The 21099-nt window shown below is 57.1% G+C and carries 27 protein-coding genes; 10 read left to right on the top strand and 17 right to left on the bottom strand.

Translation table 11 applies throughout. The features are described from left to right. Positions 1-133: 133 nt before the first annotated feature. Positions 134-1264, top strand: coding sequence for an IS110 family transposase (locus U5K34_RS08715; protein ID WP_322566909.1), 1131 nt, complete (start codon positions 134-136; stop codon positions 1262-1264). A 656-nt stretch (positions 1265-1920) separates the two neighbouring features. Here U5K34_RS08715 and U5K34_RS08710 read toward each other — a convergent pair. Then, a complete protein-coding gene (locus U5K34_RS08710; RefSeq protein WP_322567995.1) occupies positions 1921-3834 on the bottom strand; it encodes an FAD-dependent oxidoreductase in 1914 nt (637 codons plus the stop codon). A 43-nt stretch (positions 3835-3877) separates the two neighbouring features. Next, complete coding sequence (locus U5K34_RS08705) at positions 3878-4099, bottom strand: DUF2835 domain-containing protein (RefSeq protein ID WP_322567994.1); 222 nt, start codon at positions 4097-4099, stop codon at positions 3878-3880. Between the two features lie 196 nt (positions 4100-4295). Between U5K34_RS08705 and U5K34_RS08700 the strand changes: the two genes are divergently transcribed. Further along, complete coding sequence (locus U5K34_RS08700; protein ID WP_322567993.1) at positions 4296-4757, top strand: hypothetical protein; 462 nt, start codon at positions 4296-4298, stop codon at positions 4755-4757. A gap of 232 nt (positions 4758-4989) precedes the next feature. On the opposite strand, the gene U5K34_RS08695 is transcribed toward U5K34_RS08700, so the two are convergent. Both U5K34_RS08695 and U5K34_RS08690 read right to left on the bottom strand, forming a co-directional pair. Further along, a complete protein-coding gene (locus U5K34_RS08695; RefSeq protein ID WP_322567992.1) occupies positions 4990-5346 on the bottom strand; it encodes an FKBP-type peptidyl-prolyl cis-trans isomerase in 357 nt (118 codons plus the stop codon). 24 nt (positions 5347-5370) lie between these two features. Next, entirely contained in the window at positions 5371-5781 is a 411-nt protein-coding gene (locus tag U5K34_RS08690) for a hypothetical protein (RefSeq protein WP_322567991.1), read from the bottom strand. Between the two features lie 145 nt (positions 5782-5926). On the opposite strand from U5K34_RS08690, the gene U5K34_RS08685 reads away from it, so the two are divergent. Then, on the top strand, positions 5927-6409 hold the full coding sequence (locus U5K34_RS08685) for a CDP-archaeol synthase (protein WP_322567990.1): 483 nt from the start codon (positions 5927-5929) through the stop codon (positions 6407-6409). A 66-nt stretch (positions 6410-6475) separates the two neighbouring features. Continuing rightward, on the top strand, positions 6476-6835 hold the full coding sequence (locus U5K34_RS08680; RefSeq protein ID WP_322567989.1) for a thioredoxin family protein: 360 nt from the start codon (positions 6476-6478) through the stop codon (positions 6833-6835). 216 nt (positions 6836-7051) lie between these two features. Here the strand turns inward: U5K34_RS08680 and U5K34_RS08675 are convergent, their stop codons facing one another. The 4 genes from U5K34_RS08675 to U5K34_RS08660 all read right to left on the bottom strand — a co-directional run bounded on the left by U5K34_RS08675 (position 7052) and on the right by U5K34_RS08660 (position 9168). Beyond that, positions 7052-7474 carry an FHA domain-containing protein gene (locus tag U5K34_RS08675; RefSeq protein WP_322567988.1) on the bottom strand — a complete coding sequence of 141 codons (423 nt, stop codon included), beginning with the start codon at positions 7472-7474 and terminating at the stop codon, positions 7052-7054. Positions 7475-7485: 11 nt separating this feature from the next. Next, positions 7486-7806: a hypothetical protein gene (locus tag U5K34_RS08670; RefSeq protein ID WP_322567987.1), complete on the bottom strand. Its 321-nt coding sequence runs from the start codon at positions 7804-7806 to the stop codon at positions 7486-7488. Between the two features lie 93 nt (positions 7807-7899). Then, on the bottom strand, positions 7900-8295 hold the full coding sequence (locus U5K34_RS08665) for a hypothetical protein (protein WP_322567986.1): 396 nt from the start codon (positions 8293-8295) through the stop codon (positions 7900-7902). 354 nt (positions 8296-8649) lie between these two features. Continuing rightward, complete coding sequence (locus U5K34_RS08660) at positions 8650-9168, bottom strand: TlpA disulfide reductase family protein (RefSeq protein WP_322567985.1); 519 nt, start codon at positions 9166-9168, stop codon at positions 8650-8652. Positions 9169-9432: 264 nt separating this feature from the next. Between U5K34_RS08660 and U5K34_RS08655 the strand changes: the two genes are divergently transcribed. Then, entirely contained in the window at positions 9433-9861 is a 429-nt protein-coding gene (locus tag U5K34_RS08655) for a nuclear transport factor 2 family protein (protein WP_322567984.1), read from the top strand. Between the two features lie 105 nt (positions 9862-9966). On the opposite strand, the gene tsaA is transcribed toward U5K34_RS08655, so the two are convergent. The 3 genes from tsaA to zapE are packed head-to-tail and all read right to left on the bottom strand — an operon-like array spanning position 9967 to position 12703. Further along, entirely contained in the window at positions 9967-10674 is a 708-nt protein-coding gene (tsaA, locus tag U5K34_RS08650; RefSeq protein ID WP_322567983.1) for a tRNA (N6-threonylcarbamoyladenosine(37)-N6)-methyltransferase TrmO, read from the bottom strand. After that, the gene (locus U5K34_RS08645) at positions 10674-11585 is read right to left on the bottom strand and encodes an amidohydrolase family protein (RefSeq protein ID WP_322567982.1); all 912 of its coding nucleotides are present in this window, start codon (positions 11583-11585) and stop codon (positions 10674-10676) included. The genes tsaA and U5K34_RS08645 overlap by 1 nt, the downstream gene beginning before the upstream one ends. An 11-nt stretch (positions 11586-11596) precedes the next feature. Continuing rightward, positions 11597-12703: a cell division protein ZapE gene (gene zapE / locus U5K34_RS08640; RefSeq protein WP_322567981.1), complete on the bottom strand. Its 1107-nt coding sequence runs from the start codon at positions 12701-12703 to the stop codon at positions 11597-11599. Between the two features lie 101 nt (positions 12704-12804). Here zapE and U5K34_RS08635 point away from each other — a divergent pair, with 101 nt between their 5' ends. Further along, positions 12805-13401, top strand: coding sequence for a YqiA/YcfP family alpha/beta fold hydrolase (locus U5K34_RS08635; RefSeq protein ID WP_322567980.1), 597 nt, complete (start codon positions 12805-12807; stop codon positions 13399-13401). A 474-nt stretch (positions 13402-13875) separates the two neighbouring features. On the opposite strand, the gene U5K34_RS08630 is transcribed toward U5K34_RS08635, so the two are convergent. Next, entirely contained in the window at positions 13876-14292 is a 417-nt protein-coding gene (locus tag U5K34_RS08630) for a CDGSH iron-sulfur domain-containing protein (protein WP_322567979.1), read from the bottom strand. Positions 14293-14390: 98 nt separating this feature from the next. On the opposite strand from U5K34_RS08630, the gene U5K34_RS08625 reads away from it, so the two are divergent. The 3 genes from U5K34_RS08625 (at position 14391) to U5K34_RS08615 (ending at position 16003) form a co-directional block, all read left to right on the top strand. Then, positions 14391-14921 carry a histidine phosphatase family protein gene (locus U5K34_RS08625; RefSeq protein ID WP_322567978.1) on the top strand — a complete coding sequence of 177 codons (531 nt, stop codon included), beginning with the start codon at positions 14391-14393 and terminating at the stop codon, positions 14919-14921. Continuing rightward, on the top strand, positions 14918-15586 hold the full coding sequence (locus tag U5K34_RS08620) for an energy-coupling factor ABC transporter permease (RefSeq protein WP_322567977.1): 669 nt from the start codon (positions 14918-14920) through the stop codon (positions 15584-15586). The genes U5K34_RS08625 and U5K34_RS08620 overlap by 4 nt, the downstream gene beginning before the upstream one ends. Positions 15587-15775: 189 nt before the next feature. After that, positions 15776-16003, top strand: coding sequence for a hypothetical protein (locus tag U5K34_RS08615; protein WP_322567976.1), 228 nt, complete (start codon positions 15776-15778; stop codon positions 16001-16003). Positions 16004-16321: 318 nt separating this feature from the next. Here the strand turns inward: U5K34_RS08615 and U5K34_RS08610 are convergent, their stop codons facing one another. The 5 genes from U5K34_RS08610 to U5K34_RS08590 form a co-directional block, all read right to left on the bottom strand. Further along, entirely contained in the window at positions 16322-16912 is a 591-nt protein-coding gene (locus tag U5K34_RS08610) for a malonic semialdehyde reductase (protein WP_322567975.1), read from the bottom strand. Between the two features lie 97 nt (positions 16913-17009). Beyond that, a complete protein-coding gene (locus tag U5K34_RS08605; RefSeq protein ID WP_322567974.1) occupies positions 17010-17354 on the bottom strand; it encodes a hypothetical protein in 345 nt (114 codons plus the stop codon). Positions 17355-17896: 542 nt separating this feature from the next. After that, a complete protein-coding gene (locus U5K34_RS08600) occupies positions 17897-18208 on the bottom strand; it encodes a hypothetical protein (protein ID WP_322567973.1) in 312 nt (103 codons plus the stop codon). 1 nt (position 18209) lies between these two features. Continuing rightward, positions 18210-18722, bottom strand: coding sequence for a SixA phosphatase family protein (locus tag U5K34_RS08595; protein WP_322567972.1), 513 nt, complete (start codon positions 18720-18722; stop codon positions 18210-18212). Positions 18723-18755: 33 nt separating this feature from the next. Then, the gene (locus tag U5K34_RS08590; RefSeq protein ID WP_322567971.1) at positions 18756-19655 is read right to left on the bottom strand and encodes a DMT family transporter; all 900 of its coding nucleotides are present in this window, start codon (positions 19653-19655) and stop codon (positions 18756-18758) included. 149 nt (positions 19656-19804) lie between these two features. Between U5K34_RS08590 and U5K34_RS08585 the strand changes: the two genes are divergently transcribed. Beyond that, positions 19805-20980, top strand: coding sequence for a patatin-like phospholipase family protein (locus U5K34_RS08585; protein WP_322567970.1), 1176 nt, complete (start codon positions 19805-19807; stop codon positions 20978-20980). The last annotated feature ends 119 nt before the right edge of the window (positions 20981-21099 follow it).

Here is a 21099-nt window from a genome sequence, read left to right as displayed (position 1 = left end):
ACCTGGGACCTGGGACCTGGCACCTGATCTGATCGTAGACATAATGGATTGACCTGCCCAGCCTCGACAACGTGGGTTATGTTAGGAGGTTGGGAAAACCCATTAACACAGAGCCACATCGAGGGGGCAGGTCATGAACGAGTTTAACAACATTTACGTTGGTTTGGATGTTCACAAAGCCACGATTGCGGTTGCCGTTGCCAGGGAGGGACGTGGCGAGCCGGAATATCACGGCGAAATCGAGAACAGCTGCGCCGCTGTGGCCAAGCTGATCAACCGGCTGAGCCCGGATGGCGAGGCACTGCGCTTCTGTTACGAAGCCGGCCCGTGCGGTTACGGTCTCTATCGGCAACTGATCGGCCTGGGTCATGCGTGCGAGGTGGTTGCTCCCTCGCTCATTCCTCGCAAGTCCGGCGAGCGGATGAAGACCGATCGGCGTGATGCGCTGATGCTGGCCCGGCTGCATCGCTCCGGCGAGCTGACGGCGGTCTGGGTACCGGATGAAGAACAAGAAGCCATGCGTGATCTGAGTCGGGCCCGGGAGGACATGAAAAGCCTGGAGCTCAAGGCACGGCAACGGTTGGGCGCGTTTTTGCTGCGTCATGGCAAGCGTTATCCCGGGAAGAGCCGATGGACCCAGGCACATTGGCGCTGGTTGGAGGGCGTCAAGTTCGAACAGGTGCTCCAGCAACTCGTGCTACAGGAGTACATCGATAGTGTCAGGTCGGCCCAACGGCGCGTGGCACAGCTGGAGGCGCAGATGCGCGACCATCTTGGCATCTGGTCGCTTGGCGTGGTGGCCGAAGCGCTGATGGCGCTGCGCGGGGTGAGTCTTGTCACGGCCGTGACAACGTTGGCCGAGCTGGGCGACATTACCCGTTTTGACTCGCCCCGGGAACTGATGGGCTATCTTGGACTGGTGCCCAGCGAACACTCCAGCGGCCCGTCACGACGTCAGGGCGGGATTACCCGCACGGGCAACGGCCATGTGCGACGCGTGCTGGTGGAGGCCGCCTGGAATTACCGCTTTGCCGCCCGCAAGACCCACTGTATTGAACGGCGTGCCGAGAAAACGTCCCCCCAGGTTCAGGCCATCGCCTGGCAGGCACAAAAACGCCTGTGTGGACGCTACCGAACGCTGATGCAGGCGGGCAAGGATAAAAAGCAGGTGACCACCGCCGTGGCGCGGGAACTAGCGGGCTTTATCTGGGCCATCGTCTGTGAAGTTCAGGGGAAAGCCCACGGCAGCAAGGCACTGGCATGACGCACGGTCAGTGGCTTCGGCTCAGGGTATGGGAGGCCGGTGAGGAGAACCCCTGCCGGGCCTATGTGGCGTCCTTTTTAGGGAGGGCAGACCCACGACTGTAGAGAAGGGCAGCTCCGCGACGAAGTGAAGTCAGGTCGGTAACCAACCCACGCATATCAGAGTGATCCACCGTCGCTAATTGCCTTTCATATCCTGAGCCGAAGCCATTGATAAGGAAATGAAAACAACATAATCAGTGCAAGCGTTTGACAGGTCAATCCATATCAGGCCCGATATAGCAAAGCGGTATCGGGCATTTCCCCCGGATTGCCGGACACCGCGTTGCTATGTCCGGCCTACCCCATAGGACTTGGGGGCCAGGATCCAGAACCTGGGACCTGGCACCTGATCTGGTAGGCCCGATATAGCGATAGCGGTATCGGGCATTTCCCCGGGTTGCCGGACACCGCGTTGCTATGTCCGGCCTACCCCATAGGACTTGGGGCCAGGATCCAGAACCTGGGACCTGGGACCTGGGACCTGGCACCTGATCTGGTAGGCCCGATATAGCGATAGCGGTATCGGGCATTTCCCCCGGGTTGCCGGACACCGCGTTGCTATGTCCGGCCTACTCCTGAGTACTGAGTGCTGTCAGTCCCGACAAACCCGCCTCGTCACTCGTCCCTCGTACCTCGTACCTGTTCCAGAGGGAGCTGCGCTGTGTCCTGACACCGCCGCGGTTCGGGTAACCAGCGTCGCAGGGCATGCATGACGTCCTGCGCCGTGGCGCGATAGCCGGTCAATTTACCCCCGTAGAGACTCACGACCCTCGGCAGGGAAACATCGATCAGCGTATCGCGCGGACGGTTGAACAGACTCGATTCGCTGCGCGGTAATACCCGCAGTCCGGCGAAGCTGTCGACCACGGTGGCGTCGCTGGCGGGGAAGTAGTGGCGGTAAATCCGCTGCAGATAGTCGATTTCCGACGCCTGCGGCGCCACGGCGGCGGGATCCCCCGTGTAGGCGGTTTCGGTCGTGCCGATCAGGGTCCGCCCGTGCCAGGGCATGACAAACACGGCCCGTCCGTCCTGGGGCGATTCCACGTAAAACACCCCCGACGGCGCCGGGTCGGCCACCACGATATGGGTACCCTGAACCAGGTCGAACGCCCGCCGTTGCGGTGCCGGAGTCACGCCGTCCAGCACCTGGTCCACCCACGGGCCGGCCGCGTTGATCAGCACCCGGGTGGTCAATTCCTGTATCTGGCCCTTATGTTGAAACCGGACCGTCACCTGATCGGTCTGCGCCTGTGCCGAAACAAATCGCGCGGGACACTGCAGTTGTGCGCCAAGCGCTCGGGCCGAGGCCATCACCGCCCGGGTCAGGGCCGCATCGTCGGTCCGGGCGTCCCAGTAGCGAAAGACGCAGCGCAGTGACTGTTGTTGCAAGCCATCGAGCTGGGGCCAGCGGGTGCGCGACAGGCGTCGAAACCTTGCCTGGCGATCCAGCCCGCCCAGCAGGGCATAGAGTGACAGGCCGGCCCGCAGGGTCCAGGGGCCCCGGCTGCTGTGGTGATAGACAGGAATATAAAACGGCACCAGGCGCACCAGATCGGGGGCGATTTTGAGCAGAATGCGCCGCTCCTGCAGGGATTTGCGCACCAGGGCGAACTGACCCGATTCGAGATACCGCAGGCCACCGTGGATCAGTTTGCTGGAACGGCTGGAGGTGGCGGCCGCCAGATCGGTTTGCTCCAGCAAACGCACATCATACCCGCAGGCTGCGGCGGCCTGGGCCACCCCCACGCCCTGGATCCCGCCACCGACGATCAGCACATCGCAATCCACGCCCTGGTCGTCTCCTCGTTCCAGCGCCTGGCGCATCTCGCCAATGGCAAAGGTTTCGACCAGATCCACGCCGCGCGCCAGCAATTGCCGGGCCTGCTGCGGATCCACGGTTTCAAATACCGCCAGCTGAGCGCCGGTCCGTTGCAACGGACCGTGTTCGGGTAACGATTCAAGATTGCAGAACAGGTAATCGCTGTGCAATTCAACCAGCGCCGGTGCCTCGTGCTCCGACCAGTCATCGATCACGGCGCCGATAGGCAGTGTCGTGCGTTCCCGCACCCGCTTTAACGCCGCCAGTTGATACGAGATCACACAACATTGCCCGGCCACGGGTTGCAGTATCGGCAATACCGCCTCCAGCACGGGCTCAATCCCCGATTGTTCGAATGCCACGCGCTTGAGCTCGATAAAAAACCGCACCCCGGGCATTGTCGGGATGACAGTCACAAGATCGCTCAGGGCCGCTAACGGTGCCCGCGACAGGCGAGGCACGTCGCTATCGGTATGAACCTCAAACGTCTGCAACTGCGACCAGGTGTAATCGTGAATCGCACCGGGGCGATGACACAATCGCTGCAGGTCACGATCATGGCACAGCACCGGTACCCCGTCGCGACTCAGTTGCACATCCACTTCCACATAGCGGGCACCACTGGCCAGCGCGGCCTGAATCCCGGCCAGGCTGTTCTCGGGATAGTGCCGGGGATATCCCCGGTGTGCGACCAGATCGTCGTGTGACATCAGCGTTCCTGTTCGGTTAGCGATCGATCCGCCTGCGACGCCATCAACACAGTCGCTCCAGTGCGATCAACCGGTTACCGGCATCCAGTTGTAATACGAAACGCCCGTAAACGCCATCGTGTCCAATATAGGGCAACAGGGCCCGGGCGGGAAAGCGCACCTGCCGACCATCATCACTTTGTACCTGCACATACCGAACCCGCCCGGCATAGTACTTCTCGCACTGGCCGCCGCTGAGATCGAGGGAGAAGGTTATCTGTTGCATGTCTGTCACTCATCGCAACTGTGGCAGCAAGCATAGCCTGAAACCCCTCTATCTGTCCCGCCGATCGAGACGCGCGCGACTCAAAAGTGTAAAATGCCCGCCTGTTTGACGAGAAACAGACCCGTGATCCGCCAGCCCAATGCCTCTGCAGTGGCGGAATTTTGTTAAAACTATCTGAAGCGTGTGATGGAGTGCCATGAAGTTTGAATTCCCAACTCTCAAGACTGTAATCCAGATTGTTCTTGTCAGCGTCATCCTGGCTGTTGTCGCCTATTTCCTCTTTCCGTTACTTGCGCTGGAACAGGTCCCCGGACAACGCCTGTTTACCTATGGCATTCTGGCCGGTGCCCTGCTTGGCGCCCTGCTCAGCCATACCCGGATTTATCCGGCCACCAGCACCGAGGTGGAATCCATTTTTGTCGGCAATCTGGCTTTCAAAGCCTCCCCCAATGCTCTGCGCAAGTTGTTTGAGGATTATGGCGAAGTTCATGCCGTGCGACTGATGACCGACCGCGCCACCAAACGGCCGCGCGGTTTCGGCTTTGTCGAAATGAAACGCAAGGATGCCCGCAACGCCATCAAGGCGCTCAACGGCACCGAATTCTATGGCCGCGAACTGAAAGTCAACGTGGCCAACGAGCGCAAGAACAACGACTAACCAACCGAACCAGGGAAACAAAAAGGGAACCGTCAGGTTCCCTTTTTTATTTTAAAAACCTCAACGCAGAGGCGCAAAGGTGCAGAGTAAAATATGTTTATCTTTTACGTATACAGACTGATTTTTATCTCTAGAAGCATTGTCCATTACGAGACAATCACGTCGCGAGGAGACTAAAAAAACAACTTTGTGTTCTCTGCGCCTTTGCGCCTCTGCGTTGGGTGTTTTTTCTCTAACCGCGCACCTGCAGCAGTTCGACTTCGAAGATTAACGCTGTATCGGGCGGGATGACGTCGCCGGCGCCGTTGCTGCCATAGGCCAGCTCGGGGGGAATGATCAGGGTGCGCAGGCCGCCGGTTTTCATGCCGACCAGGCCTTCTTCCCAGCCCTTGACCACCACGCCGGCACCCAGCGGGATGGTGAACGGTTCGCGCTCGTAGGAGCTGTCGAATTCCTGCCCCTTGTTATCCTCGGCCTCATCGTCATACAACCAGCCACGATAATGAACGACGACAAGCTTGCCTTTGACGGCCTCATCACCTTCGCCGGTTTTTTGATCAATTACTTGCAGTTCCTCGGGGATAGCCATGCGGTACTCCTGAATTTGTTGTCATTAACGGCGGTGCTGTCGTCGTTTGAGTTGATAGGCCGTTATGGTGTCAACTAAACCGGCATAGGGCAAGCTGTCTATTCCCCCGTATTGTTTGGCGGCCTGGTCCAGCAGGTGATCAATATCCACACGTTGTGCGGGTTCGATACCCAGCTGGTTCTGCAAACCGCTCAGACTGCCGAACTGGATTTTCTGAATCACGCTGTGCGGCATGCTGGTCAGATCATCTTCCACCCCAAAGACCGGCAGGCTCACCTGTTTGAGCCATTCGAACACCGCCTCGCAACGGGAACAGGCCGCGGCGTCGCGACAGGCGACCTCGGTCCCGCCGCGGCGGACGACCTGTTCGCCAAAGTGACAGGTGTATTGTTCGGCGATCAGCGGGCTGCTGAAAGCACATCGATTATCCGACATCGTCTTTACCTCCTTGACTGCCTCACCGGCCGCGCGGAGCAGTTACCACTCCCCGGCGCCCTGTACTGATCCTAGCCAGTTAATCGGCTTTTGTAATGGGTCGGCCACAGTGGCGGGCAGGCAGCGCAAACCTTACCATTGAGACATGACGATTTTGTTTTGCCTGTTCCTGTTGCTGGTGGCCAATGGCGCGCCCATCCTGGCCCGTCTGCTGCCGGGACTGCGCCGCTGGAACCGGCCCCTGGATGGCGGTTATCGACTCCCCGATGGTGAGCCCCTGTTCGGGGCGCACAAAACCTGGCGCGGCATCGTTGCGGCGACACTGCTCACCGCCGTGGTTGCCGGGCTGGCAGACTACCCCCTGTGGCTGGGCGCGGTATTCGGCGCCCTGAGCATGCTCGGCGATCTGCTCGCCAGTTTCACCAAACGTCGCCTGAAATGGCGCAGTGGCGCGCCCGCGCCGGCCCTGGATCAATTACCGGAGGCTCTGCTACCGCTGATATTCCTTGCCAGCCCGCTCGAACTCGACGGCCCATCGATCCTGTTGATTGCGGTCCTGTTTACTGTGCTGGACCGGGGCTTGTCACGCGTGCTTTATGCCTGGCGTCTGCGTCACCATCCCTGGTAAGCCGGGTGACGCGAACCACCCCCCTCGCCTATAATCCCGCTCTTTGACTGGCATGACGACTCCGCGATGAATGACACCCCGGCTGAAGCTGCGATTTTCGACGTCGATCTGGAACAATTCGATCAAAAAGTCCTGGCGGCCTCGCATGAGCGGCCGGTACTGATCGACCTGTGGGCCGAATGGTGTCCACCCTGCATCAGCATCGCGCCGGTATTGAAACAGGTCATCGACGAGTATGCGGGCCGGGTGCAACTGGCCAAGGTCGAAGTGGATGAAGGCGACAACATGAAACTGGCCGGACGCTATCAGGTCCGCGGCTTCCCCACCATCATCCTGTTTCGCCACGGCGAGGAACAGGCCCGTTTCAGCGGCGCACAAACCGCCGGCTATATCCGTGACTTCATCGAACAACATGCCGGGTTCTGAGTTCTGAGTTCTGAGTGCAACGAAAAAGTTGGCAGCAGGCAGTCATCAGTTTGCAGTTTTCGGTGCGTGGGACGCACCCTACTTAGCTGAGTGCTGAGTTCCGATTTCCGATTTCCGATTTCCGATTTCCGAATATTCAAAATTCGACATTATTTTCAGCCTCTGCGCACTCCGCGTCTCTGCGGTAAAATTTTTCTTCCGAATACCGCCTCAGCTTTAACGTTTCTTTTTTGAGGTTTTTTTCTTTGTCTGTTTTTTCTTTTTGCCGGTATAGAACACGCCGGGGATCCAGGTTTTGTAGAGCTGGGCGGTTTCCTTGGTGTCCTCACGGGATTCATCCACGAATTTGAACAGATTGATTCCTATCCGTATCACGTCACCATGGCGCAGTTTGTGCAGCACTATAGGGCAGTCGTTGACATACGTCTGGTTGGTGGAGTCCAGATCCTGGATCAGGAACTCTATCCGGCCACTATGGGCGGGAGATTCCATGACTTCTATAACAGCATGTTTCTTGCTCACCAGCTCATCTTCAAGCCTGATGTCGTTGCTGCTGTTGCGACCAATAGTGATCCGCTGTTTGTCGATCGGCAGTTTGATGCCGGCACTGTCATCGGTTTTCTGCACTAAAAGCGCCATGTCCGGCTCCGTTAACTCATCAGGGCAATAAAGTAAGGCAGCCAGGCCAGCAACACCAGGATGCCCGCGACCAGGACGGTATTGCGCACCCGGCCATAGCGCGCGTGCTCCTCGCCGGTACTCTGACTGCGCAGCATGGTAGTCATCAGCGAATCCAGCATCAACAACATAAACAGCAACGGCGCCAGCACCGGAATCAGCAGGGTCGGGACCACACCCCAGCCATGATAAACTGGCGAGGCACCCGGTTCCGGCTGCAGGATCACCGTCAGCAAGGCACACAGGATCAGCACAATGCGCAGCGGTTTAAGTTCAATCAGTAACTGCTTCATCACGAGGCGCTCTTATTTTCTTGGAAGAGATTGTATTTAGCCGGGAGTACCGCTGTACCCTGTCGTTTTCGAGTATACAAGTTTAGCGCCACTTTAGTGAAAACCGTGTTTGCCGGCACCGGGGTCGAAATCCACGCGCACCTGGTTCTCATGCGGCCGGTCGAAGACCAGGTCGATACTGAAACTCTCGCCCCTGAGATCGGCGCGGATCTGTTTTAACTCGGGCAGTCGTTCGGCCAGGTAGGAACAGGTCGCGGCAATACGTGGCTCATTATCGCTTTGAATTGACTCCAGCAGGGCATTGGCCACGTATTTGGCGCGCTGGGTCTGATCCGGTTGTGCGATGTGCTGCCCGGCCAGCTCAATCCCCTGATCCATCTCCCGGTCCATCTTGTCCAGATACTGCTTCTGCAGATCGCTCAGGGCCTTGTTGCGGTCGTATTCAATCGTCTCCTGGCCATTGACCAGCACCGCGACTTTTTCACTCATGTTCGACTCCCGCTAATAACAGACGGCCATCTTAGCAGAGAGGCGGAAGTGACCACGAACCGGAAACCGGACCAGGCTCTCAACTGCGTTGGTACAAAAACCCTTCGAAAGGCAGGTTATTGCAAATAAGAATCATTTTTATATTAAAGTTTACTAATGCTCTTCCGATTACCTCGACCGCGTCACTCAACCCGTTTTTGCTCGAGGCACACCCATGTTGAACAAACTCTCTAAGGATGGTCAATCAGACCGCGGTTGGCACGCAACAGACCCAGGATTTCCAGCAGTGAACTGGCCCGGCTTTCCTATGAACTGCAGGAACGGGTCAATCAGCTCAAGACCTGATCGAAAAGTTCAGCCGGCCGGCTCTGCGGGCTGGCCGGATTTGCCGATGAAGTCCTCGATGACCTTCACCGGCACCGCGCCCACCTGCTGGGCCTTGAGTTCACCGGCTGGGTTATAAAGCAGGAAGGTCGGCGTCCCGACCCAGCGGGCACCACTTTGTTGCATGAACCAGTGGGCCACGGCGTCAGCATTGCCGATCAGGTTGGGGAAATCGACCTTGTGCCGCCGGATAAAGTCTTCCGCGTCTTTTTTACCGGCCCAGCCGTCGATGGAGATCCCGAGCATGCGGGCATCCTGATCGGAATGGACAAAATGAAAATCGACATAACTGTGGATTTCACGATTGCAGACATGGCAATCGGAGGCCCAGATCATCACCACCGTCCACTGTTCGCCCCCTGTAAATTCCTTGATTGTCCGGGGCTCGCCTTCAAAATCCTTCAGCGGTGTCTCGCCCACGGCCAGGCCGGGGCTCAAACAGGCCAGTAACAACCCCAGGCGCAACAATTTCGAATACTGTAACGGCATAACCTTATAAACCTGCTATTGATTGAATATAAAATACTGTCAGCGTTGATAATACGACCGCCGTGCGGACAGACGGTTCCATGACGTCCTGAACACCCCTGTCCATCGCGGGGAATTATCGATTCTCACACCCGATCAGACAAAATTGTCTGACAATTATTCCCCCTCCCTCGCGACAGGAGCCAGCTGCCGTGATCAATACGCAATAGACGATGGCAGGCCGTTTTCATTACACTGGATGGGCCAAATAACAGGTAAAATCCCATGAGTTCAAGCGACTTTGCCACCTCAAGCAACGCGGAAACCGCGTTTTATGCCGCCTTCAGCGGCGGCAACCTGGAAGCAATGCGTCAAATCTGGCTGGATGGCGATGATACCAGCTGCATCCACCCGATGGGCGATCGACTGCTCGGCACCCAAGCGATTCTCAAAAGCTGGGAAACCATTTTAAGAAATACCGGCGATGTCATCGTGGAATTATCGGATCGGGTAATTCATGCCACGGACCGGTTCGCCGTGCATACGCTGGTGGAGAATATTCATACCCTGGAAGAGCCGGAAACGGTTTTCCGTTTTGTTGTAACCAACATTTACCAGCAAACCGCCGAGGGCTGGCGAATGTTCCTGCATCACGCCTCGCCCATGCCACGGGATATCTCGCAGGAAAAAGATCCCGCGCCTGTCGTGCACTGACCTGGTTCCCATCGCACTGTAGATCCTGTTTGCGGATACGCCAGGCTAAATTTTTTCTCGCAAACCGGTACGCCCACACCTCCTACCGGCACGGTATTCGATCGCCTATTGCGTTACCACCGCGATCACCTGCACCACGCCGTTTTGCAACTGCCATTTGATCTCCAGATCGTACAACTGCATGCCGAACACCCGCTCACTGTCGGGGGCTCTGTCCTGATAGGCCGGGCGGGGATCCTGTTGCAACACCTGTTCAATCAGGTCGGCAAGATTGGGATATGTTGCGCTGAATTTTTCCAGCTGCTGGCGGGCTGTAGCGGAGAAGTTAACCGGCAACTGTTTGTCCGGCGCCTGCGGGGCAAACCCGGCCCGGGCGTCGGGCACACTGTCGGCATAGGGGATATAGGGTTTGATATCCAGCACCGGCGTGCCGTCGATCAGATCCAGATTACTCACCTGTAATGTGACCCGACCTTCACCGGTTTCCACGCCATCGAGTGTCAGCAGGGACAGGCCGATCGGATTGGGTCGTTCCGGCGAACGGCTGGCAAAGACCCCGACTCGCCGGTTTCCCCCGAGTCGCGGCGGGCGCACGGTCGGTTTCCACGCTTCACGCTTGGCCTCGTGAAAGACAAATACCACCCAGATATGGGAGAAGCCCGCCAGCTCGCGCACGGCTTCCTCGCGGTTATAGGGCGCCAGGAGTTCTATTTGACCGGTCGCTGCCGGCGCCAGACGGGGCTGGCGCGGCACACCGAATTTATCGGAAAAACAGGAATGAACCACGCCAATTGGCGAGAACGAATAGTCCACTAGCGAATCTTTTGCAACGCGTAATCAAAAAAGCGTTGGGCATTGGTCAGCCGGATCTTCTTTTCCACCTCGGGTGGCAACTGATTCATCCAGCCGCGATGATAGTCATATAATGCTGCATACTGGGTCCAGCCATCGTCGGCCTCATGCCAGGTATAGACTTCATGTCCGCCTGAAACCGGATCGGTTCCGACCATGATGCGATCCTGAAACCGCATTATCCACTGCCGCCACTCCTCCGGGATCGGCTGGCCACGGACAACGAAATCCCCATAGTGCCAGGGATCCCGCGCCGACATATCCGCCCAGACATTGGGGCAAACGTCCATTACCGGTGTGATCGCCGCCGGTTGCAGGATACCGCCGACATGCGCCCACTGAAAGGTAACATCAGGGTGTTGCTCACAAATCGACAACATGTATTCATAACGGGATGAATCGGTATGGATGTTAACCGGTACATCGAACTCCCTGGCCAGATCCAGCAAGCCGAGAAATACCGGGTTGTCGCGACGCGGACCGGCGCCCGCAACCAGATGAATTTCCCCCAGTCCGTAAAACCTCCCGCTGGCCAGCGCCTCGCGGGCCTTGTCAACGACCTTTTCATCGTAAAACCAGTTCAGTCGATTGCCTGCATCGTAATAGGGAGTGTAAAACGGCACGATCCAGTCTTTACCCAGCTCCGACAGTTTAAGCGCAAAATCGGACGGCACACTGGAGACCACGGCCAGTACCACATTGTGTTTTTGCAGATCCTCCAGTGCCTGTTCCGGGCTGTAGATTTCGTCCTGATCCCAGTTGTAATGCAGGTGGATATCGGCAAACGGCGGCGGCTGTGGTTGTGACATCGACTGGCAACCAATCACGCTGAACGTTCCGACCGCCAGAAACAGGATGAGACGGTGCCACATGAGATTCTCCTTCAGGTAAGAGGATGGGTCCGCAACCGGTGCGGCAAGGCCAGATAGGCCTTGCTGCCCATTTCAGAAATCCGGCTGACAGCCCGTTCAAAACCCAACGCGAGGCGCTTGCCCGCATACAGTTCGGCGGGAGGCACTTCCGCCGCCGCGACCAGTTTGACATTATGATCATACAGCGCATCGATCAAGTGCACAAAACGCTTGGCAACATTATCGTGTGCTTCGGTCATGCGAAATATATTACTTATATAAACTGTGTGAAATTGCTGGGCGATCCGGATATAGTCATTGGCCGAACGCGGTGTATTGCACAGGGCGTTGAAATCAAACCAGACCACATCATCCGCCAGAGCCCGGTAGGCAATCGGGCGTTTGTTCACGGTTAACTGGCGATCGTGCTTGAGGGTATCCGGCGCCATCTGCTCGATCGCGGTGGTAATAAACTTTTCACCCTCTTCAGGCCCGGCGACATAGAAATGCTGACTGGCTTCCAGCAGCCGGAAACGGTAATCAGTCCCCTGCTCCAGATCCACTTCACAGGTATGCCATTTAAGCAGTTCAATGGCAAACATAAAGCGTTCGCGCTGCAGGCCGTTTTTATACAATTCATCAATCGGCGTATTGGATGTCGCCACCAGTGTCACGCCCTTGTCGAACAGCGCCTTGAGCAGGCCACTCAGCAACATGGCATCGGCGATGTCATGCACGTGGAACTCGTCCAGGCACAGTACCTTGAGCTGATCGGCGATTTCATTGGCGATGACGACCAGCGGATCGGGTGAACGGGGCAGATCGCGCAAGCGAGCGTGGATATCGATCATAAAACGGTGATAGTGCACCCGGTGTTTGTCTCGAAACGGCAGGCAGTCGTAAAAGCTGTCCATCAGGTAGGTCTTGCCACGGCCGGTGCCGCCGCGGACATACAGTCCCCGCACCGGCTCCGAGCGACGATCGAGCAGGCGCGCCAGCAGTCCGGGGCGCCGCTGTTGCGCCGCCAGCAGCGCTTCGTACAGACGCTGGGTCTGTTCCACCGCCGCAGCCTGCTGCGGGTCGTGGACAAACCCATTGTGCTCGAGGTCAAACTGATAGCGCTCTTGCGGTGTACTCATAGGGCAGGCGGCATTCCTGAACTGGTGTCTCTATTTAATGTATCGTAGTATTTTGGCAAAACTTGATACAACAAACGCACACATCAAAATTACGCTAACGCATGATCATTTATCTACATGGTTTCAACAGCAGCGGCGCCTCGGCCAAGGGCCAGTTTCTGCGTGAGCAACTGGACGATATACCGATACTGACACCAACTTACCATTATGATCCCTCGCGGGCTATTGTCATGCTGCAACACCTGGTCGAGGAGTCATTGCGACTGGACAGCAATCTGCTGCTGGCCGGGGCGTCCCTGGGAGGCTATTACACCCAGTACCTCGGGCAACGTTACTCGCTCAAACGGGTGTTAATCAATCCGGCGCTGATGCCCCTGGCAAGCCTGGAAACCTGTCTGGGAGAAAACATCAATTACTATACGGGTGAGCGTTATACACTGACCACCCGGCATCTGGATGCGCTGCGGGCGCTGGATGTACCGCACCCTTGCATCGCCTCCCCGCCGACGCTGTTACTGCTGGACAAGGGCGACGAACTGCTCGATTATCGACTGGCCACCGAACGCTATGACAACTGTGCCGACATCCGGCTGTATGATGACGGCGATCATGCCTTCCAGCATTTACCGGACGCCTTGCCGGCCATTCGGGGAGTGTATGCCCGCCCCTGGCCCGATTCAGGAACCGATAGCAAATAGCGCTTCGAGGTCGTGGCGGGAAAAAGCCTGGAATGCGAGCCTGGTTTCGGTATGCTGAATTGGCATAATCTGTACCATCCTGGCCGTCACCAGCTGTGACAGGGCATCGTTATCCCCACCCGGGCAATCGCCACCAGCTGTTCGGCTGCCTGATTGATTTTGTCCGCTCGACGCTGTTGAACACACCGAAACCCACCGACGATTAAATCCTCTGTTTGTTCAGTGCCGGTCAGTGTGTTCGGTATTTCGGTGGTTATATCCATTCTGGATGGTATCACGCAGGCAATCGCCAGCGAGACCGCCATGATCGGACCAATTTATATTCCTTCTCAGCGGCCCTCTGCGCCTTTGCGTCTCTGCGTTGAGTTTTCCTTTCTACAGCCGGATAAAGTGCGTCCTGCGCACCACCATCTCGATACCAGGATAACGCTGCGTGGAACGCCCTGTTCCTGCCTGTAAACGCTATAACACGCTTCAGCCGCGAAAACCGCACTGTTTGTGGCTAGCATCGCAGAACGGCTTGTTCTGTGACTGGCCACAACGGCACAGTGCCGCACGGTTGCGGGTCGTGCTGGATGTTCCATCCTTGCTGCGAATGGTCAGCGGCCCCCTGGCAATCAGCATCGCATCGTTCTTGACGGTCAACTGTAATGGCGTGACGTCATCTGCCAGCGCTTCACGGCGCTCATCGTCAAACCGGGCGGGATCGGCAAAACCGCAGCGCTTGTGGGCGCCATCGCAAAACGGTTTATCCCGCGACTGGCCGCAACGGCACAACCAGGCCTCATTGCCATTCAGCAGGAGATTCCCCTCGCCATCCTCGAGTGTAATCTCGCCTTCGAACTGCAGGGGTCCGTCCGGTCGAACAATCAGGGTATTGGGCTTGCTCAAGGGGCCTCCCTCGTGAATTTACTGGTTTGCGGCTCGCTGCCGTCAGGCGAATTGGCTATGTTATTATAAACAGGAATGTCGTTGCCACGGTGAATCCCATGCCCCTGTACGCGATGCGCCATGGTCGCACCAATTTCAATGATCTCGGTCTGTGTAATGATGACCCGGGCCGCGACGTGCACTTGACCGACACCGGGATTGCCCAGATCGAGGCCGCTGCCGAACGCCTGCGGGACGTGCCGCTGCAACATATCATTACTTCCGAACTGCCCCGCACCCGCCAGAGCGCCGACATCGTCAACCGCTATCATCAGATCCCGATCAGCGCGCATCCCGATCTTAACGATATTCGTTCGGGCTTCGACGGTCGTCCGGTGGCCGACTATTTTGACACTATCGGCGCCGATCCGCTGAACACCCGGCCGCCCGGCGGGGAGTCACTGCTCGAACACAAACAACGCATCGGCCGGTTTCTAGCGTGGTTGCAAGAGCAACCCGAAAAGAGCGTGCTGCTGGTGGTGCATGAAGAAACCCTGCGCGCGCTCAGTGCCTTGCTGAATGACCTGGATGATCAGACAATGGCCCGACTGAATTTTGACAACGGCCAGATCGTGGAGTTTGACTGGTGAATTACCCGGCCGACATGGTACCGCAAAGCTGGTTATGGCTCGCCGGGGTCCTCTATTTCCTGATCCTGCTGCTCGCCATTATCCAGGTCCACTGGCGCGAGTATCTGGCGCAGCCACACAAGGCCCATGTTTTTCTCGGCAGCAGTGTCGCCCTGATCCTGCTGTGGCAGATCACCACCACCCGCCTGCCGGGTCTGGAATACCACTATCTTGGCGCCACCCTGATGACCCTGATGTTCGGCTGGCAACGGGCCCTGATCGTGATCAGCCTGGTGTTGCTGGGACTCATTTATAACGGCAGCAGCGACTGGCAGACCTACCCGCTCAATGTGCTCGTAATGGGCCTGACCCCGATCCTGATCAGCACCGCGATTCTACGCCTGGCCGAATCCAGACTGCCCCACCATGTCTTCATTTATATTTTCATCAACGGCTTTTTCGGCGCGGCCCTGGCCATGGCCGGCGCCGCCAGTCTGGCTGCCGGCCTGTTACTGATCGCCGGCGCCTACAGTCCCGGCCAACTGGCCTATGATTACTTTCCCTATCTGCCGCTGATGATGTTTCCCGAAGCCTTTATCACCGGCATGTTCACCAGTATTCTGGTAGCCATGCGCCCGGAATGGATCGAAACCTTCGACGACGCCCGCTATATCCAGGGCAAATAATCACCGCTCTTTCCCTGTTCGAGTCGCACAGCCCCACTCTGATTCGATCAGCCATCACCGACACTTTGTCAGACTTTTCCTACACCACTTGTCTGATCTGGCCTACATCATTTTCAGCCTGGTCTGACAGACACCAGGCCCCACCCATACCTATCCTGACTGACGTTTCTGGTAAAAAAAGGATTACAAATGGGATTTGTCAGAACCCTGGAAGGGGGGCCCCCTCGTTCCGGTCGACATGATCGTATCAACAACGATCGTTATTTTCATGTTACAGGGCAAGGCTGGTATGCACTGACCCGGGAGGGACTCGGCGGGCCGTTTGTTGATAAACGGGAGGCCGAGATATTTGTTTACAAGGCCATTGCGGGAGAGCTCCTGCCGGAGAATCAGTATAACGAAGAAGCAACCGGGTAAATTCGACACTCACATGACGAAAATCGAAACCGGATTATAATGAACCGCATCGCAATGGGAAAAACAGGCTGATTCCACCACGCCGCCGGTGCTTTTATTTCAACAGCCAGCCATGGTTCTTTTATATCCGCTAATGCATCACCTTCTAACCGTATGGGACCTTTAGTGAAGCGGAACAGGTCCTGAGGCGCTATTTGCGATGCGGCAGTATCGTCCGCGACAGACAGGAACCCCGGTCAGCGTATTGAGCTTTAATAACCGTCAAAAAAAAACGGCCACCGACGGGTGGCCGTTTTTATTACGCCGATGAGACGGGGCTTATTCGATATGACAGGCTTCGTCAAAATCGAGTCGCGGGCCGCGCGGATAGAGTTTCGATTCATCGCCATAGCCCATGGCACAGATAAAGACCGACTTGATCTTGCCGTCAGGGAAAAACGCCCCGTCCATTTTGGCATTATCGAAACCGGACATCGGCCCGCAATCGAGTCCCAGGCTGCGCGCCGCCAGCATCAGATAAGCGCCCTGCAGCGAGGCATCGCGATGCGCGCTGTCCTGAATCTTCTCGGGTTTGCCCTCGAACCAGGATTTGGCATCGGTATGTGGAAACAGCTTGGGCAGTTTCTCGTAAAACTCCAGGTCCATACCGATAATCGCCACCACCGGCGCGGTCATCGATTTTTCCACGTTGCCTTCGGCCAGCGCCGGTTTCATCCGGGCCTTGGCCTCATCGGATTTGACAAACACAAAACGGGCGGGGCAGGAGTTGGCACCGGTCGGCCCCCATTTCATCAGGTCGTACAACTGCTGTAACAGTTCATCGCTGACCGGCCGATCCTGCCAGCCGTTGTGGCTGCGGGCCTTGCGAAACAGGGTATCGAGCGCGTCAGCATTCAGGGCTTCTGCCATTACTTTCTCCATGGATTATCAATTTGACTGCTATTATGAAGGCCGTCCCCCTGCCCTGACAAATGCGTGGTTATTCATTCAACAAATTATTAATGCCTTAACCCGGTATACGATGGCTGACCAGCAGGGCTTCGGGGACGTGAAATTTGATCACTGCGGGTAACTCCAGGCAAATGCCCGGCACCGGTTTAACCGATACCCACAGGACGTTGGTTTTCAGGTTCAGATCGGCAAACACCACGGTACGCTTATAGAGTTGCAGGACATGATCGATGCGGCCGATGATCTCCTGACGCATATCGACGCTGCGTCTGCGCAGACCGGGGATAATCATCATAAAGTCGCTGAGATATTGCCCGGTTTCATCCCGAATCGGCACCCGGGTATACAGCGGTTCGGCCGGCTCCAGACCCGGCCCGCACATCAACTCGGTTGAGCTCATCACCCCCTCCCGTCGTGAACCCGCCACACACGACCACTGACATACCTTCCCCGCAAATCTTGCGGGTATACCCTGCATGGTTGACGCTTACCTGTCTGTAACGGCCAGTCCTTAATTAGTTTTAGCAGCACCGTACTGAAATGCCACCGTCATATCCCCAGTTAGAACAGGCCTTTAACCGCATCGTGAGGATAATGCAGGGCAAATGTTAACCACCGAAACACTGAAAACACCGAATAACACTGAAAAAAAACATAATGAATATTCCGTTTCGGGGAGTTCAGTGGCTTCGGTGTTTTCAGTGGTGCTGCTATACCGCCGCAGGACTCACTGATCGAAATTCCTGCATACTCCATACTCTGACGAATCTTGCAGGTCACGTTGGCGAAGCCTACATGACTCTAAGAACAGGGCATCCACACCGTTCTTTGGGAATGCCAAAATGTCAGGCAGCGCGATGCGCAGCCTGACCTGCGCCTTGTGCAACTTTGGGGAACAGTTATTTAGCGACTGCATTGTAACAGTCTGCTCCGTGATCGACGCTAACGGGACGAGCGCGGCTTGAATCCGGCCGGTTTATTGGCCAGCCAGTCGACGAATTGTTTTATTTCGGGATGCGCGAGCAACCTGTCGCGCGTGTTGTATTCCAGGGCCAGCTGCTTTTCGTCCAGCACCCGGTGAATGTGATGATGGCAGGGACGGCACAGCCACAACACCCGACCGGTCATTTCCTCGCGGCTGAACAGTTTTTTCACCCGCTTGTTGCGATGGCGGGTACGCGGGATCAGATGATGTTTGGTCAGGCCGCTCTCCTGCCGCCCGCACAACGCGCAGATCTGCTCCAACTGACCCATCTCACGTCAGTTCATCGGCCCGGGTCAGATCGATCAACTGGCCGCTTTCCTCACCGAGGGTACCGCTATCTGCGATCGCTATCCGTGCCAGGTTGGCCGTGGTTAATAGTTTGTCTTTATCTGTGCGGGGCAGCGGTTCACCGCACAACCAGACCAGCAGCTCCTCCAGCCCGGGGTTGTGACCGACCAGCATGAGCGGGCCGTGGGGCACTCTCATATCGTCGATAATCCGCAGCAGGTCACTCCGCGAAGCCAGATACAGCCCCGGATCATAATGAATGTGGTTAAAATCGAACTCCAGCCGCTCACAAACCAGTTCGGTCGTCTGCCGGGCCCGCACGGCCGGGGAACTGACAATCAGCCCGGGCCGAAAACCCTGATCAAACATCCACTCGCCCAGCCGGTCCGCCTGCTCCCGCCCCGCATGACTCAGGGGACGATCGGCATCCTCCATCATATTATCACCCGCCTCGGCCCTGGCATGGCGTAACAACCACAGTTGTTTATCCGTCATTTCTCTCTCCTGCACATTATCCGGCGCACCGCATCACAGCGGTTCATTATCGAAACGGGCTTTGTTGAGACTCACGTTCTGGCGCTCCTGCAAGACCAGCATGCCGGCTCCGGCGATGATCAGCGCGCCGATCACAAACAGGTAACCGACCATCTCGTCCCAGAACAGATAGCCGAACAACGCCGCAAACACCACCGAGGTATAGGTAAAGGCGCTTACCTGCGACGGCGGAGCGATACTGTAACCCCGGGTCAGCAACAGCTGTCCCAGAGTGCCCACTATGCCAATCAACAGCAGTAATAACCAGCTGTCGGTATCCGGCGTTTGCCAGCTCCAGCTCAAGGGCACGGCTGAGACCAGGGTCGCGACCAGGGCGAAGTAGAACACGATGCGGGTGGTGGGTTCACTGCGTCCCAGCCGCCGCACGGTCACCTTGGCCACCGCCGCCAGCGCGCCGCCCAGCAGGCCGATCAACGCCACCGCTTCAAACCCGCCCTGCGGCTGCAACACCAGAATGACACCGATAAAACCGACCACCACGGCCAGCAAGGCGCGACGGGTGATCCCCTCACCCAGCCAGGCAATCGCCACCAGCGGGATAAACAGTGGCGAGGTCATCTTCAACAACATCCCGCTGGCCAGCGGCATATTGGCCAGGGCGTAGAAAAAACAGTACATAGCCGCCACGCCGAAGCCGGCGCGCATGACATGCAAATACCAGACGCGGGTTTGCAAATGCCGCCAGCCGTAACGCCACAGCAGCGGCAACAGCACCAGGGCGCCGAACAGGTTGCGCATGAAGACGATCATTTCGTTGGGCATATCGGCGGAGACCGCCTTGACCGCCGCCCCCATTGAGGCGAACATAAATTCAGACAGAATAATAAACAGACTGCCCAGAACCAGACTCTGGCGATACAACATACTATTCATGGCATATCGGCGCGAGCGACCGTTCCCGGAATAATGGTTGAGCAAATAACAGACGAACCGGTTGGCGACATGACAATCTCTGACTATTCTATACAGTGTGAGCAGGAGAGCCTGATTGTATAACAGCAATAACCCGACAGGCAGCACCTATGCAGTCCGATAAACCAAAAACCGGTCTGATTATGACCGGTGGCGGTGCTCGTGCCGCCTACCAGGTCGGGGTACTCAAAGCCGTCGCCGACATCCTGCCACGCGGAGCCAGCAGCCCGTTCCAGATTCTTTGCGGCACCTCGGCCGGCGCCATCAATGCCTGCGCACTGGCCACTCATGCCTACGACTTTCGCAAGTCGGTACAGCGCATCGCGATCATCTGGTCCAACTTTCATGCCGAACAGGTTTTTCGCACCGATGTCCCGGGCATCCTGCGCACCAGCTTCAACTGGTTCATGGCACTGATGTCCCTGGGCATGAGCCATCACAGCCGCGCGCTCTCCCTGCTGGACCGTTCCCCCCTGCAGCACCTGCTCGAACAGTACATTCGCACGGAAGACATTCAGCACTCCATCGACAAGGGGTATCTGCATGCATTGAGTGTCACCGCGTCCGGCTATACCTCGCATCAGTCGGTATCCTTCTTCCATGGCCAGCCCGAACTCGAATCCTGGAACCGTTTCCGGCGTATCGGGGTACGCACCGAGATCAACGTCGAGCACCTGATGGCCTCGTCGGCCATTCCGTTTGTGTTCCCGCCGCAGAAAATCAACCGGGAATATTTCGGCGACGGTTCCATGCGCCAGATGGCGCCGATCAGTCCCGCCCTGCATCTGGGGGCCAACAAGGTCATGATCATCGGCAACCACATGGAGAATCAGGAACCCCAACGCACCCGTGAGAATCGCGCGCCCACCATCGGCCAGATCGCCGGGCATGTGCTGGACAGCATCTTTCTCGACTCGCTGGATGCCGACATCGAACGGCTGGAGCGGATTAACGACACGGTCGATTTGATTCCGCAAAAGCAGCGTGACAAGCACGGCTTCCCCCTGCGCCATATCGACACGCTGGTGATCTCGCCCAGCCAGGATATCGGCGATCTGGCCGAGGAATATATCGACCAGTTGCCGCGCAGTATGCGTCTGCTACTGCGCGGCATCGGCGCCTACCGCTCGGACGGTTCGGATCTGGTCAGCTACTTGCTGTTCGAACGCGCTTACACCCGCAGACTGATCGATCTGGGCTATCAGGATACCATGAACAAGAGACACGAGCTGATGCAGTTTCTGGAGGTCGATCGCATGATTCAGGAGATGGCATCAAAAAAATAGGGCCGAGGGACGAGGGACGAGGTCCGAGGAACCAGAGGGATACGCCGGCACTGATTTTAATCACTTCTCCCCCGCATCAAGTTTGGATCTCCACGTCCTTTGCGTTTTTAGCAGAGGAC

The sequence above is a fragment of the Thiohalophilus sp. genome (assembly GCF_034521165.1).
Lineage (GTDB): Bacteria > Pseudomonadota > Gammaproteobacteria > UBA6429 > Thiohalophilaceae > Thiohalophilus.
This window is presented reverse-complemented; position numbering and strand designations above follow the sequence as displayed.

Coding starts and splice junctions, on each gene's coding strand:
- U5K34_RS08715 (WP_322566909.1), top strand. CDS start 134: ATGAACGAGTTTAACAACATTTACGTTGGTTTGGATGTTCACAAAGCC.
- U5K34_RS08710 (WP_322567995.1), bottom strand. CDS start 3,834: ATGTCACACGACGATCTGGTCGCACACCGGGGATATCCCCGGCACTAT.
- U5K34_RS08705 (WP_322567994.1), bottom strand. CDS start 4,099: ATGCAACAGATAACCTTCTCCCTCGATCTCAGCGGCGGCCAGTGCGAG.
- U5K34_RS08700 (WP_322567993.1), top strand. CDS start 4,296: ATGAAGTTTGAATTCCCAACTCTCAAGACTGTAATCCAGATTGTTCTT.
- U5K34_RS08695 (WP_322567992.1), bottom strand. CDS start 5,346: ATGGCTATCCCCGAGGAACTGCAAGTAATTGATCAAAAAACCGGCGAA.
- U5K34_RS08690 (WP_322567991.1), bottom strand. CDS start 5,781: ATGTCGGATAATCGATGTGCTTTCAGCAGCCCGCTGATCGCCGAACAA.
- U5K34_RS08685 (WP_322567990.1), top strand. CDS start 5,927: ATGACGATTTTGTTTTGCCTGTTCCTGTTGCTGGTGGCCAATGGCGCG.
- U5K34_RS08680 (WP_322567989.1), top strand. CDS start 6,476: ATGAATGACACCCCGGCTGAAGCTGCGATTTTCGACGTCGATCTGGAA.
- U5K34_RS08675 (WP_322567988.1), bottom strand. CDS start 7,474: ATGGCGCTTTTAGTGCAGAAAACCGATGACAGTGCCGGCATCAAACTG.
- U5K34_RS08670 (WP_322567987.1), bottom strand. CDS start 7,806: ATGAAGCAGTTACTGATTGAACTTAAACCGCTGCGCATTGTGCTGATC.
- U5K34_RS08665 (WP_322567986.1), bottom strand. CDS start 8,295: ATGAGTGAAAAAGTCGCGGTGCTGGTCAATGGCCAGGAGACGATTGAA.
- U5K34_RS08660 (WP_322567985.1), bottom strand. CDS start 9,168: ATGCCGTTACAGTATTCGAAATTGTTGCGCCTGGGGTTGTTACTGGCC.
- U5K34_RS08655 (WP_322567984.1), top strand. CDS start 9,433: ATGAGTTCAAGCGACTTTGCCACCTCAAGCAACGCGGAAACCGCGTTT.
- U5K34_RS08645 (WP_322567982.1), bottom strand. CDS start 11,585: ATGTGGCACCGTCTCATCCTGTTTCTGGCGGTCGGAACGTTCAGCGTG.
- zapE (WP_322567981.1), bottom strand. CDS start 12,703: ATGAGTACACCGCAAGAGCGCTATCAGTTTGACCTCGAGCACAATGGG.
- U5K34_RS08635 (WP_322567980.1), top strand. CDS start 12,805: ATGATCATTTATCTACATGGTTTCAACAGCAGCGGCGCCTCGGCCAAG.
- U5K34_RS08625 (WP_322567978.1), top strand. CDS start 14,391: ATGCCCCTGTACGCGATGCGCCATGGTCGCACCAATTTCAATGATCTC.
- U5K34_RS08615 (WP_322567976.1), top strand. CDS start 15,776: ATGGGATTTGTCAGAACCCTGGAAGGGGGGCCCCCTCGTTCCGGTCGA.
- U5K34_RS08610 (WP_322567975.1), bottom strand. CDS start 16,912: ATGGCAGAAGCCCTGAATGCTGACGCGCTCGATACCCTGTTTCGCAAG.
- U5K34_RS08605 (WP_322567974.1), bottom strand. CDS start 17,354: ATGAGCTCAACCGAGTTGATGTGCGGGCCGGGTCTGGAGCCGGCCGAA.
- U5K34_RS08600 (WP_322567973.1), bottom strand. CDS start 18,208: ATGGGTCAGTTGGAGCAGATCTGCGCGTTGTGCGGGCGGCAGGAGAGC.
- U5K34_RS08595 (WP_322567972.1), bottom strand. CDS start 18,722: ATGACGGATAAACAACTGTGGTTGTTACGCCATGCCAGGGCCGAGGCG.
- U5K34_RS08590 (WP_322567971.1), bottom strand. CDS start 19,655: ATGAATAGTATGTTGTATCGCCAGAGTCTGGTTCTGGGCAGTCTGTTT.
- U5K34_RS08585 (WP_322567970.1), top strand. CDS start 19,805: ATGCAGTCCGATAAACCAAAAACCGGTCTGATTATGACCGGTGGCGGT.